The sequence below is a fragment of the Bradyrhizobium sp. SZCCHNR1093 genome, assembly GCF_032381175.1.
Taxonomy (GTDB): domain Bacteria; phylum Pseudomonadota; class Alphaproteobacteria; order Rhizobiales; family Xanthobacteraceae; genus Bradyrhizobium.
Map to the genome: position 1 here is coordinate 667,913 of NZ_JAUHJJ010000004.1, position 13,210 is coordinate 681,122.

At 65.6% G+C, this 13,210-nt stretch carries 10 protein-coding genes and 1 tRNA gene; 5 read left to right on the top strand and 6 right to left on the bottom strand.

The window, feature by feature from the left end; genetic code table 11:
* Positions 1-303: 303 nt before the first annotated feature.
* From clpX to QX070_RS17700, 4 genes are all read right to left on the bottom strand, one after another.
* On the bottom strand, positions 304-1,578 hold the full coding sequence (gene clpX / locus QX070_RS17685) for an ATP-dependent Clp protease ATP-binding subunit ClpX (protein ID WP_012044595.1): 1,275 nt from the start codon (positions 1,576-1,578) through the stop codon (positions 304-306).
* Between the two features lie 443 nt (positions 1,579-2,021).
* Positions 2,022-2,654 carry an ATP-dependent Clp protease proteolytic subunit gene (locus QX070_RS17690; protein ID WP_315738280.1) on the bottom strand — a complete coding sequence of 211 codons (633 nt, stop codon included), beginning with the start codon at positions 2,652-2,654 and terminating at the stop codon, positions 2,022-2,024.
* 298 nt (positions 2,655-2,952) lie between these two features.
* On the bottom strand, positions 2,953-4,311 hold the full coding sequence (gene tig / locus QX070_RS17695) for a trigger factor (protein WP_315738281.1): 1,359 nt from the start codon (positions 4,309-4,311) through the stop codon (positions 2,953-2,955).
* A gap of 171 nt (positions 4,312-4,482) precedes the next feature.
* Positions 4,483-4,567 (bottom strand) — tRNA-Leu (locus QX070_RS17700).
* Positions 4,568-4,741: 174 nt separating this feature from the next.
* On the opposite strand from QX070_RS17700, the gene QX070_RS17705 reads away from it, so the two are divergent.
* Both QX070_RS17705 and QX070_RS17710 read left to right on the top strand, forming a co-directional pair.
* Entirely contained in the window at positions 4,742-6,046 is a 1,305-nt protein-coding gene (locus tag QX070_RS17705) for a multicopper oxidase family protein (protein ID WP_315738320.1), read from the top strand.
* Between the two features lie 27 nt (positions 6,047-6,073).
* Positions 6,074-7,156, top strand: coding sequence for an enolase C-terminal domain-like protein (locus tag QX070_RS17710; protein WP_315738282.1), 1,083 nt, complete (start codon positions 6,074-6,076; stop codon positions 7,154-7,156).
* 14 nt (positions 7,157-7,170) lie between these two features.
* On the opposite strand, the gene QX070_RS17715 is transcribed toward QX070_RS17710, so the two are convergent.
* Positions 7,171-8,031 carry a LysR family transcriptional regulator gene (locus QX070_RS17715; protein ID WP_315738283.1) on the bottom strand — a complete coding sequence of 287 codons (861 nt, stop codon included), beginning with the start codon at positions 8,029-8,031 and terminating at the stop codon, positions 7,171-7,173.
* Positions 8,032-8,135: 104 nt separating this feature from the next.
* Here QX070_RS17715 and QX070_RS17720 point away from each other — a divergent pair, with 104 nt between their 5' ends.
* A complete protein-coding gene (locus QX070_RS17720) occupies positions 8,136-9,128 on the top strand; it encodes a zinc-dependent alcohol dehydrogenase family protein (RefSeq protein ID WP_315738284.1) in 993 nt (330 codons plus the stop codon).
* A 10-nt stretch (positions 9,129-9,138) separates the two neighbouring features.
* On the opposite strand, the gene QX070_RS17725 is transcribed toward QX070_RS17720, so the two are convergent.
* Entirely contained in the window at positions 9,139-10,638 is a 1,500-nt protein-coding gene (locus QX070_RS17725; RefSeq protein ID WP_315738285.1) for an NAD(P)H-hydrate dehydratase, read from the bottom strand.
* A 539-nt stretch (positions 10,639-11,177) separates the two neighbouring features.
* Between QX070_RS17725 and QX070_RS17730 the strand changes: the two genes are divergently transcribed.
* Both QX070_RS17730 and glnA read left to right on the top strand, forming a co-directional pair.
* Entirely contained in the window at positions 11,178-11,516 is a 339-nt protein-coding gene (locus tag QX070_RS17730) for a P-II family nitrogen regulator (RefSeq protein WP_009027873.1), read from the top strand.
* Between the two features lie 222 nt (positions 11,517-11,738).
* Positions 11,739-13,148, top strand: a complete 1,410-nt coding sequence (gene glnA, locus QX070_RS17735; RefSeq protein WP_315738286.1) for a type I glutamate--ammonia ligase — start codon at positions 11,739-11,741, stop codon at positions 13,146-13,148.
* The last annotated feature ends 62 nt before the right edge of the window (positions 13,149-13,210 follow it).

Sequence of the window (13,210 nt, forward strand, 5' to 3'; positions counted from 1 at the left end):
CTTGCACGCAGTCCGCCATCGTGCGCAACCGCCACAAGGTGCGATCTGATCCGGACATCACTGACGCGTCGATATCGCCCGCTTGTTTCGGATCGTTGTTGAGGCGAATCCCGGGATTGAGATTTGTATCGCCACGCGACATTAGGTGGCTATCGACCCGGGGGGTGTCAAGTATCGGTAAACACCCGCCAAAAATGGCTTTACGCGGCGGGACGCTGAAACGCTGCGATGCCGCGGACATGATGTCCGCAGCGATCGCCGATCTAACAAATCGAGGTCTTCTGTCTCTCGTGCCAGCGCGCCTCACGCGCTGGCGCTGCTTTCCACCGCACGATCGGACCGATCGGCGTAGATGTAGAGCGGACGGGCCGTGCCCTCGACCACTTCGCGCGAGATGACCACTTCCTCGACGCCCTCGAGACCCGGCAGGTCGAACATCGTCTCGAGCAGGATGCTCTCGAGGATCGACCGCAGGCCACGCGCGCCGGTCTTGCGTTCGATGGCCTTGCGCGCCACTGCGCCCAGCGCCTCGTCGGCGAAGGTGAGCTCGATGTTCTCCATCTCGAACAGCCGCTGATACTGCTTCACCAGCGCGTTCTTGGGCTCGGTCAGGATCTTCTTCAGCGAGTTCTCGTCGAGATCCTCGAGCGTCGCCACGACCGGCAGACGGCCGACGAACTCGGGGATCAGGCCGTACTTCAGGAGATCCTCAGGCTCGACGTGACGGAAGATCTCGCCGGTACGGCGGTCTTCCGGCGCCAGAACCTGGGCGGCGAAGCCGATCGAGGTCGACCGGCCGCGCGCCGAGATGATCTTCTCCAGTCCGGAGAACGCACCACCGCAGATGAAGAGGATGTTGGTGGTGTCGACCTGCAGGAACTCCTGCTGCGGGTGCTTGCGGCCGCCCTGCGGCGGAACCGACGCAACCGTGCCCTCCATGATCTTGAGCAGCGCCTGCTGGACGCCCTCGCCCGACACGTCGCGGGTGATCGACGGATTGTCCGACTTGCGACTGATCTTGTCGATCTCGTCGATGTAGACAATGCCACGCTGCGCGCGCTCGACATTGTAGTCGGCCGCCTGCAAGAGCTTCAGGATGATGTTCTCGACGTCCTCACCGACATAGCCGGCCTCGGTCAGGGTCGTCGCATCCGCCATCGTGAACGGCACGTCCAGGATGCGGGCGAGCGTCTGGGCGAGCAACGTCTTGCCCGAGCCGGTCGGACCGATCAGCAGGATGTTCGACTTCGCGAGCTCGACGTCCGAGTGCTTGGTCTGATGGTTCAGCCGCTTGTAGTGGTTGTGGACGGCGACCGAGAGCACCTTCTTCGCATGGTTCTGGCCGATGACGTAATCGTCCAGGACCTTGCAGATCTCCTTCGGGGTCGGAATCCCGTCGCGCGACTTCACCAGCGAGGACTTGTTCTCCTCGCGGATGATGTCCATGCAGAGTTCGACGCACTCGTCGCAGATGAAGACGGTTGGACCTGCGATCAGTTTGCGGACTTCGTGCTGGCTCTTGCCGCAGAACGAGCAATATAGCGTGTTCTTCGAGTCGCTCGTGCCGACCTTACTCATTCCTGTCTCCGTCCGCGGTTCGCTCTTGTCCGCTCGTTCGTTCCGATCCGGCACGGGCCGGACCAGACTGGTGAAAGAGCAAATTTCGTACCAAAATTAACACCTTGTTCTTCACCCGTCGTGCACCGACGACCTACGCGAATCCCCCACGATCCATAACTGGACACTCTAGCCAATCATGCTGTCATCCGACTATCAAGAATTCGCTAATCGGAGCACAGACCCTAGACCGTGACATTACCGTGATTTTGGGGCTTGACACGGTAAGAACACGCGAAATCAGCGAAGCGTTGCGTGTTTGCCACGCCTATTTGCCGGCCGCACGGCAGGGTTGCGGCCCTTTTGGGACCCCACCTTGGTACCTTTGCCGGCCCGAGCCGGCAAAGGCGATGCTGTTGCGTTCCGAGGCCCGTCAATCGGACCCCGCCTCGATCACGGACGGCTCACTTGCCCATCGCCGCCGGATCTTCCGGCCGCTTGTCGAGAACCTTGTCGATCAGGCCGAACTCCTGGGCCGCTTCCGCCGTGAGGAATTTGTCGCGCTCCAGGGCGTCCTCGATCGCCTTGTAAGACTGGCCGGTGTGCTTGACGTAGATCTCGTTCAGCCGCTTCTTCAGGTTCAGGATCTCCTGGGCGTGCAGCATGATGTCGGTCGCCTGGCCCTGGAACCCGCCGGACGGCTGATGCACCATGATGCGCGAGTTCGGCAGCGAGAAGCGCATGTCCTTGTGGCCGGCACAGAGCAGCAGCGAGCCCATCGAAGCCGCCTGGCCGGTGCACAGCGTCGACACCGCCGGACGGATGAACTGCATCGTGTCGTAGATCGCGAGGCCCGACGTCACCACGCCACCGGGCGAGTTGATGTACATCGCGATTTCCTTCTTCGGGTTCTCGGCCTCGAGGAACAGGAGCTGCGCGACGATCAGGGTCGCCATGCCGTCCTCCACCGGACCGGTCACGAAGATGATGCGCTCCTTCAGGAGGCGCGAGAAGATGTCGTAGGCGCGCTCACCGCGGTTGGTCTGTTCGACCACCATGGGCACAAGGTTCATATAGGTTTCGACGGGATCGCGCATGAATCACCCAAGGGTTGGACCAGCAGTTGAGACGACCGGCCGCCGCAGGTGAGGCTCATTTCAACGAGCAGCGACGGACAGGTGTCCCGTGATGCAGAACTTCAAGACCGAGCTCACAGATATGGACCAATTCGCCGGTGACAAGACCGGGTCCCCTGGCCAGCCGCGAGCAAGGTCATTGCGCTGTTCAAGCTGATTCCCGCGGCGGCGGCCAGCGCCTGAACCGGGCCGACCGGCGCTTTCGCCGGTCAACCTTAATCACGCGCTCATGTCGCGAACCCTACGATGGGCGACCTGTTCAGGCCGCCTTGTCGCTGTCGTCGTCCTTGAACAGCTCGTCCTTGGAGACCTTCTTCTCGGTCACGTTGGCGAGCTCGAGGATGAAGTCGACGACCTTGTCCTCGTAGATCGGCGCGCGCAGCTGCGCGAGCGCCTGCGGGTTGTTGCGATAGAAGTCCCAGACCTCCTTCTCGCGGCCCGGCATCGAGCGCGCGCGCTCCATCACGGCGCGGCCGACCTCGTCGTCGGTCACGGTGATCTTGTTCTTCTCGCCGATCTCCGACAGCACGAGGCCGAGACGGACGCGGCGGTCGGCGATGGTGCGGTACTCCTCCTTCGCCTTGTCCTCGGTGGTGTTCTCGTCGGCGAAGGTCTTGCCGCTGGAGTCCATCTCGGCCTTGACCGAGTTCCACATCAGGTTGAACTCCTCGTCGATCAGCGACGGCGGCGCATCGAATTTGTGGGTCTCGTCGAGACGGTCGAGCAGCGCGCGCTTGACACGCTGGCGGGTCGCCTGGCTGAACTCGCCGGCGAGGCGGTCGCGCATCAGTTGCTTCAGCTTGTCGAGCGACTCGAGGCCGAGCGTCTTGGCGAACTCATCGTCCACCACCTTGTCCTCCGGAGCCTCGACCGCGGTCGCCGTGGTCTCGAACTCCGCGGCCTTCCCCGCGAGCTCGTTGTTGAGATAGTTGGTCGGGAACGTCACCTTGAGCGTGCGGGTCTCACCGACGCCGATACCGATCAGTTGGTCCTCGAAGCCGGGAATGAAGGTGTTCGAGCCGATCACGACATCGATGCCCTCGCCGGTGCCGCCCTCGAAGGCGACGCCATCGATCGTGCCCTTGAAGTTGATCTTCACCCGGTCGCCGCTCTCGGCCTTCGCGCCCTCCGCCTTCGCGGCGTAGCTGCGGTTGGCATCGGCCAAGCGCTTGATCGCCTCGTCGACATCGGCGTCGGTGATGTCGGCCACGGGCTTCTCGACCGAGAAGGTCTTGAAGTCGGCGAGCGCAATCGTCGGCACGACCTCGACGGCCACGGTGTAGGTCAGGTCGGACTGGCCAGCGAGGATCTTCTCGACCTCGGCCTCCTCCGTCGGCATCGTCACCTTCGGCTCGGTGGCGAGGCGGAACCCGCGCTCGGTGAAGATCTGCGTGTTGGTGTCGCGGATGGTCTGGTCGATGGTCTCGGCCATGACCGACTTGCCATAGATCTTCTTCAGATGCGCCACCGGCACCTTGCCGGGGCGGAAGCCGTTGATGCGGACCTTGTCCTTGAGATCGACCAGCTTGGCATCCGCCTTGGCGTCGAGATCCGCCGCGGGAACGCTGATCTGGAACTCGTGCTTCAAGCCTTCCGACAAGGTTTCTGTGACCTGCATGGCGTCAATCTTCTTCCGCTTCGGTCCGAACCCTTGCGATCCGGACACATCTGACTCAATTGTGGACGACGCGCGGCAAAGGCTTTGCGCCGGTGGGATCGGCGGCCCCGCTTCTCTGTCCGAGAGGGCGGGTCTGCCGGTAAAACTTGGGGCAAACGCCGGAGAAGCGCTTGGTGCGGGCGGAGGGACTCGAACCCCCACAACTTTCGTCACTGGAACCTAAATCCAGCGCGTCTACCAGTTCCGCCACGCCCGCGTGAACTGCATCGATAGCCCGGCCGCGGTGCCGCGGGCGGCGCGGCTTATACCACGCACGAAACCGTCCGCAGCAAAAAAATGGGCTGTCGAAAGCACCACCGGCAGGCCGATCGACCGTGTCGCACCCACAGATAAGGGAAAACAACATGATCCGCATCCCCCTCATCGCACGATGTTTTGTCGCATGACGGAACCGTCCGAGGGGCTCAGCCGCCGTGCCCTGCTCGGCGGCCTCGCCGCAGCCGGCGCGGCCTCGTTTGCCCGCCCGGCTCCGGCCGCTGGCCGGATCTCGGTTTCCTTGGACGCTCGCGGCGAATCTCTCGCGCTGAGCCCGGGACGTTCACCGAGCCCGCTATGGCGGTTGGCTGCACCGGCTCCGGTGATCCGGCTCGCACGCGGCACGGCGCTCGATCTGGACCTTTCGAATGGCCTTTCGATCCCGGCCGCGCTGTCCAGCCGCGGCCTCACTTTGCCCGCCCCGCTGCTGGCGCAGCCGGAGATCGGCCCCGGCGGCCGGGCCACCATTCCAGCCTTGGCGTCGCGCGCCGGGACCGGCCTGCTCGACCTGCGGCTGCTCGCCGACGCCGTGCCGATCCGGCCGCTCCCTGTCATCGTCGACGAAGCCGCGACGGTAACTGTCGACCGCGACGAAATTTTCCTGGTCGAGGATTTCAGGCTCAAGGCGGACGGCACCGCGGTTGCGCCAGGAGCCGAAGCGCAAGACACCGAGCTCATCTACACCGTCAACGGGCACATCCAGCCGGAGATCGCGCTGCGAACCCATGCGCGGGTCAGGTTGAGGTTCATCAATGGCTGTCAACGCGCTCTGATCGCGATCAAAATCGCCGACCTCGACGCCGTCCGCGTGATGGCCATCGACGGCCAGCCGGCCGAGCCTTTCCTGGCTCGAAACGGCGCGGTGGTGCTGCCGCCCGGCGGCCGCACCGACGTCTTCCTCGACATGCCCGCCGCCAAGACAACGCTGGCCGTGCTGCTGCACGACGGCAGCAATCCGCGTCCCCTCGCCCGGCTGGTGGCGTCCAGCGAGCCGCCGCTCCGTGCCGCCCCGTTGCCGCCGGCGCCGCCTTTGCCTTCGAACGGTTTGCCGGACAAGCTGGACCTGAGGACCGCCGCTCGGGCCGAGCTCACGCTCGACGGCGCCGGCTGGCAACCGCCCGCCGCGTTCAACGCCGCCGGCGCCCCCACCTTCCAGGCCAAGGCCGGCCAAGCGGTCGTGCTGGCATTGGCAAACAAGAGCGCCGGCACCCATGTGGTCCACCTTCATGGCCAGCCGTTCCGGTTGCTCGACCGGCTCGACGATGGCTGGAAGCCCTATTGGCTCGACACGCTGGCGCTGGAGGCCGGCCAGACCCAGCGCATTGCATTCCTTGCCGAGCAATCAGGCCGATTCCTGGTCGAGAGCACGGCGACCAACTGGGCGGCGCCGCGCCTGCTGCGGTGGTATGAGATCCGGTGAGGAAACGACCCTGAGGGAACAGTCCCCATGACCACTGCCGCCATCACCGGGATCACGGCACGCGCCGTGATCACGCCCATGAAGCGCCCCTTGCGCAACGCGTTCGGCATCATCGACTCCGGACCGCTGGTGCTGATCGACGTCGCAACCGATCAGGGGGTTACCGGCCATTCCTACCTGTTCGCTTACACCAAGCTCGCGTTGAAACCGCTGCTGCATCTGGTCGAGGAGATCGGCCGCGAGCTCAAAGGCCAAGCCCTGGTCCCGTTCGATCTGATGAAACTTATGGACGCCAAATTCCGCCTGCTCGGCTGGCAGGGCCTCGTCGGCATGGCCGTCTCAGGTCTCGACATGGCGTTCTGGGATGCGCTCGGTCAGCTCGCGGGCAAGCCCGTGGTCGAGCTGCTCGGCGGCACCGCGCGACCGATTCCGGCCTATGACAGCTATGGCGTGCTCGATGCCAAGGACGACGAGCGCACCTTGCGCGCCGCGCGCGACGAGCACGGTTTCCGCGCCATCAAGACCAAGGGCGGTCATGGCGATCTCGCGACCGACGAAGCGATGATCAAGGGCCTGCGCGCCCTGCTCGGCCCGGACATGGCGCTGATGCTCGACTTCAACCAGTCGCTCGATCCCACTGAAGCCACGCGCAGAATCACGCGCCTTGCTGCCTACGACCTGACCTGGATCGAGGAGCCGGTGCCGCAGGAAAACCTCTCCGGCCATGCCCGGGTGCGCGAGCGCTCGGAGATCCCGATCCAGGCCGGCGAGAACTGGTGGTTTCCGCGCGGCTTTGCCGAGGCGATCGCCACCGGCGCCTCCGACTTCATCATGCCCGATTTGATGAAGGTCGGCGGCATCACCGGCTGGCTCAACGTCGCCGGGCAAGCCGATGCGGCCTCGATCCCGATGTCGAGCCACATCCTGCCAGAAGCGAGCGCGCATGTGCTGGCGGTGACGCCGACCGCGCATTGGCTCGAGGTGCTGGACTTTGCCGGCGCCATCCTCGCCGAGCCGCTGCAGGTCATCGACGGCAAGGTGACCGCGCGAGGTCCGGGTCTCGGCCTCGCCTGGAACGAGAGCGCGGTCGCGACGTATCAGGTGACGTGACGGCGCGCCCGCGCTCACATTGTGTCGCGGGCGAAGCGCGCCACAACGAGATCGAGCAGGGCGCGCAGCCGCGCCAGCCGCTTGAGATCGCGGTGGTAGCCGACGAACGTATCGCGTCCCGGCGGCTCTTCGCCGAGGTCGATGCGGGAAATGCCGGGGGTGGCATCGCCGAGCGGACGTGGCAGCACGGCGACGCCGCGGCCGAGCGCGCACAGGCGCGCCTGAACGTCGCGGCTGTTGCTTCGGATGCCGACGCGTGCCCCCGGCAGCACGCGTGAGAGCCAGACCGCGTCGGGCATCCCGCCAAAACCGCTGTCCATCGTGATCAGGTCGTGGCCTTCGCCATCGCCGGGACGAGGCTGCGGCCGACCGGTCTGGAGATAGACGCCGTAGCGGATGTGGGTGAGCCGGCGCACGATCACGTCGGGCTCGTCGAACGACGCGATCCGGAAGGCAATGTCGGCCTCGCGCCGTGCCAGGCTGTAGACCCGCGCATCCGTCAACATCTCGACCATGACGCGGGGATGCGATTGCGCGAACTCCGCGACCACCGGCGACAGCATGTGCAGGCCGAACCAGTCCGAGCAGGCGATGCGCAGGGTGCCGTCGAGGCCCTGATCGCCGCCGCCGAGGTTGCGCCCGATCGAAAGCGTCTCCTCCTCGATCCGCTCGGCGTGGGCCAGGACCATGGCGCCTTCATCGGTCAGGACGAAACCCGTGGTCGTGCGCTGGAACAGCGTCTGGCCGACACTCCGCTCCAGCGCCCGCAACCGACGGCCGACCGTCGGCTGGCTCTGCCCGATCCGCCGGCCGGCGGCGCCCAGGGTGCCCTCGCGCGCAACTGCCAGGAAGACCTGCAGATCGCTCCAATCCATCTCGGCACCACCCATTCATTTTTGAATGAGACAATATCAAATAAGGCCATTTCCAAACACTTTCGACGTCGCCACACAAGACCCAACAGCAACGAGGTGTTGTGATGGCCTTCAATCAATCGATGCGCGCCGTGGTCTTGGACGAGGTGGACGGGCCGTTTCGGATCGCTGAGGTGCCGCGCCCCAGTCCCGGCCCGGGCGAGGTGCTGGTCCGCGTCGCGGCCAGCGGTCTCAATCCGCTCGACTTGAAGATTCGCGCAGGCAAAGCTGCGCATGCGAGGCATCCTCTGCCCGCCGTGCTCGGCATCGATCTCGCGGGAACGGTGGAGCGGGTCGGCTCCGGCGTCACCGGCTTCAAGGCCGGCGACGAGGTCTACGGCATGACCGGCGGTGTCGGCGGCATCCAGGGATCGCTCGCCGAATTCGCCGCCGTCGATGCCCGGCTGATTGCGCACAAGCCGACGCGGCTCGGCATGCGCGAGGCCGCCGCCCTGCCCCTGATCACCATCACGGCCTGGGAAGGACTGGTCGACCGCGCCGCCGTAAGCCGCGGCCAGACGGTTCTGGTCCAGGGTGGCGGCGGCGTGGGACGTGTCGCGGCACAGCTTGCACGGGCGCGCGGCGCCGAGGTGTTCGTGGTCGCCTCGGCCGAACGGCGCGCGGAACTCAGCGCGCTCGGCGTCACCCCGATCGACCGTCACACGACGAGCGTCGATCAGTATGTCCGAGAGTATGCGGCCGGACGCGGCTTCGACGTCGTCTATGATACCGCTGGCGGTGCGGCGCTCGACGCCTCGTTCCATGCGGTCGCCCGCTTCGGCCATGTCGTGAGCGCCCTCGGCTGGGGCAGTCATGCGCTGGCGCCCCTGTCATTCAAGGCTGCCAGCTATTCGGGCGTGTTCACGCTGTTGCCGCTGTTGACCGGTGAAGGCCGCGAGCATCACGGCTTCATCCTCGCCCAGGCCGCCAAGCTCGCGGACGCGGGTCACCTCGCACCACGCATGGACGAGCGCCGCTTCTCACGCTCCGAGGTCGACGCCGCCTATGCCGCGCTCGCGGGCGGCGCGACCGGCAAGATCGTCGTCGAGCTCGAGTGACGGCGCGGCATCAGTAGTCGACGCCGAACCGGTCGAAGAGGCGCCTGAACACGGCCGGCAGGGTCTCGGTGAGATCCTCCGCGATCAGGCCGGGGCCGGCCTCGTTGCCGGCCTCGCCATGCATCCAGACGCCGATGGTGGCGGCTTCGAACGCCGGCACGCCCTGTGCGAGCAGCCCTGCGATGATGCCGGCGAGCACGTCGCCGGCACCGGCGGTGGCGAGCCAGGGCGGCGCATTGGCGGCGATGGCGGCGCGGCCGTCGGGCGCGGCCACCGTCGTGTCGGCGCCCTTCAGCAGCACCACGGCGCCACAGCGCGCGGCAGCCGCGCGGACGCGCTCCAGCTTGGAGCGGCCGGGATGCTTGTTGCTGAGATCCGAGAACAGGCGCGGGAATTCGCCCTCGTGCGGCGTCAGCACGATCTGCGCCTCGGCCATCGCCCTGATCTGCTCGAACAGCCGCTCTGGCGCATCGGCGAAGCTCGTCAATGCGTCGGCATCGAGCACGAGATGACGCTGCGCCGACAGCGCGGTGAAGACGAGGTCGCGCGTGCGCTCATTGACGCCCGTTCCGGGCCCGATGATGCAGGTGTTGTAACGCTTGTCGCCGAGCAGCTCGCCGAACTCGATCGCGGTGTCGGCGGCGCGCACCATCACCGCCGTCAGCGCTGCCGCATTGACCGCGAGCGCATCGCGCGGCGAGGCCAGCGTGACCAGACCGGCGCCGGCCCGCAACGCGGCGCGCGCGGCCATCCGCGCCGCGCCTGTCGCGGCGACGTCGCCGGACATCGCGAGCACATGGCCACGCGCGTATTTGTGGCCGTCGATAACAGGCACGGGAAAGCGGCCCTGCCAGAGTTCGGGTTCGTTCTCGAAGGCCTGCGGCCTGATCTCGGCGAGCACCTGGGGATCGATGCCGATGTCGGCGAGCCGGACGTGCCCGCAATGCTGGCGGCCCGGCAGCAGCAGGTGCGCTGGCTTCTTGCGGAAGAAGGTCACCGTCTCGGTGGCGCGGACCGCAATGCCCATCACCGCAGCCGTGGTGCCGTTGATGCCGCTCGGCAGGTCGACAGCGAGCACCGGCGCGCCGTTGCCGTTGATCGCTGCGATGACGTCATGGGGCTCGCCGGTGACGGGCCGGCTAAGACCGGCGCCGAATAGCGCGTCGATGATCAGCGCCGGCTTGCCGATCGCCTGCGGCGTGAACGGCAGCACCGGAAACTTCCAGCCCTTGGCGGCGGAGGCCGCATCGCCATGCAGCGCGTCGCGCTCGCACATCAGGATGACCGACACGTCCCTGCCCTGCGCGGCGAGCTCGGCCGCGGCAACGAAGCCGTCGCCGCCATTGTTGCCTGGCCCGCACACGACCACGATCGGCCCGGTCTCGACCAGGTCCATGGCCGCCTCGGCCACCGCCTGTCCGGCACTCAGCATCAGCGAAAAGCCCGGCGTGCCGGCCGCGATCGTCAGCCGGTCGGCGCGCTCCATTTCGCTCGTGGTCAAGATTTCCATAAACCGCTCTCGTCTCCAGCCGCCGTCTTGCGCCGGCAGCCTGATGTCGTCCCCATGGCCTCGCAGGGGACGTCGGCGCCCCGTTCCTCGGAGCCGGTGCGCGCGAATCCCGCGCTTCCTATTGCCGCGCCGGCCCGCAACTTCCAAGGGCGCTGCACATCTGGCAAGGCGCGACGAAACCCGGCACGTCGCCTTTTCCCTGGGCATTTCGGACAGCGCCCGCCTCCGCCGTCAAGACCTGCACAACGTTTGATCTGTTTGCCTAATCTCAAGGCTCCGGTATTCTAGACGTTCCTTGAGGGAATCGTCGGGTGCTCGTGAAATGCCTGATTATCGGCTCGATTTGGGCCCGTTAACGACTTGGCATAGACCCTGCTTTTGTGGAGCCACTTCGGCACGGGGCAAGTCGGGCAGTCAATCACCGGGCCTCCGCCGGAGAGTGTCGGGCCCGGTAACGAAATGATCGAACGACCTGCGCGTGCGCGCAGCCTGACGATGACCCACCTGTTGTTTATAGCGGAATGCCCGGGAGGCGCTCAGTGAAGAAGATCGAAGCCATCATCAAGCCGTTCAAGCTCGACGAGGTGAAGGAGGCGCTTCAGGAAGTGGGACTTCAGGGCATCACCGTCACCGAAGCGAAGGGTTTCGGCCGGCAAAAAGGCCATGCCGAGCTCTACCGGGGCGCCGAATACATTGTCGATTTCCTGCCCAAGGTGAAGATCGAGATCGTGATTGGCGACGATCTGGTCGAGCGCGCGATCGAGGCGATCCGCCGCGCCGCCCAGACCGGCCGCATCGGCGACGGCAAGATCTTCGTGTCCAACATCGAGGAAGCCATCCGCATCCGAACCGGAGAATCCGGACTGGACGCGATCTAGCCCGACCGCAGGCCTGGAACGGACCGTCCGCTCCAGGCCCCGCACGGAACGTTTGCTGCGCCAGCAGCCCCTACGGCAGCTCAAGTGTCCTCTGCGAGGCGCTTGCACGCGGCCGTTTTGCCGTTTCCGATGTTGTCTTGGCCCCCGCACGAGGCTATGGAGCATGACCCGCGGACGCCGTCCCGCGCCGGGCCGTGACGTTATAAGCCAAGAGGGGTATTCATGAAGACCGCCAAGGACGTCTTGAAAGCAATCAAAGACAACGACGTCAAATACGTCGACCTCCGCTTCACCGACCCGCGGGGCAAGTGGCAGCACGTCACCTTCGACGTCAGCATGATCGACGAAGACATTTTTGCCGAAGGCACGATGTTCGACGGCTCCTCGATCGCCGGCTGGAAGGCGATCAATGAATCCGACATGTGCCTGATGCCCGACCCGGTGACCGCGACGATCGATCCGTTCTTCGCCGAAACGACCATGATCATCACCTGCGACGTGCTCGAGCCGACCACCGGCGAGCCGTACAACCGTGATCCCCGCGGCATCGCCAAGAAGGCCGAGGCGATGGTGAAGTCGATGGGCGTGGGCGACAGCGTGTTCGTCGGTCCCGAAGCCGAGTTCTTCGTGTTCGACGACGTGCGCTACAGCTCCTCGCCCTACAACACCGGCTTCCGCCTCGACTCCTCGGAGCTGCCGACCAATTCCGACACCGAGTATGAGGGCGGCAATCTCGGCCACCGCATCCGCACCAAGGCCGGCTACTTCCCGGTGCCGCCGCAGGACTCGGTGCAGGACATGCGCTCGGAGATGCTCGGCGCCATGGCCCGCATGGGCGTCAAGGTCGAGAAGCACCACCACGAGGTCGCTTCCGCCCAGCACGAGCTCGGCATGAAGTTCGACACGCTGACCCTGATGGCCGACCAGATGCAGATCTACAAGTACTGCATCCACCAGGTCGCGCACATCTACGGCAAGACCGCCACCTTCATGCCGAAGCCGGTCTATGGCGACAACGGTTCGGGCATGCACGTCCACCAGTCGATCTGGAAGGACGGCAAGCCGGTGTTCGCGGGCAACAAGTATTCCGACCTGTCGGAGACCTGCCTGTCCTACATCGCCGGCATCATCAAGCACGCCAAGGCCATCAACGCCTTCACCAACCCGTCGACCAACTCCTACAAGCGTCTGGTCCCGGGCTATGAGGCGCCGGTGCTGCTCGCCTACTCCGCGCGCAACCGCTCGGCGTCCTGCCGCATCCCCTACACCTCCTCGCCGAAGGCCAAGCGCGTCGAGGTCCGTTTCCCCGATCCGCTCGCCAACCCCTATCTCGGCTTTGCCGCGATGCTGATGGCCGGTCTCGACGGCATCAAGAACAAGCTCGATCCGGGCCCGGCGATGGACAAGGACCTCTACGACCTGCCGAAGGAAGAGCTGAAGCAGATCCCGACCGTCTGCGGCTCGCTCCGTGAGGCGCTCGAGAACCTCGACAAGGACCGCGCCTTCCTGAAGGCCGGCGGCGTGTTCGACGACGACTTCATCGACAGCTACATCGCGCTGAAGATGACCGAGGTCGAGCGCTTCGAAATGACCCCGCACCCGGTCGAGTTCGACATGTACTACTCGGGCTAAGGCCCGATAAGATCGGCGGATGACGACACCAGGGCGCCCCTTGCGGGGCGCCCTTTTCGTTG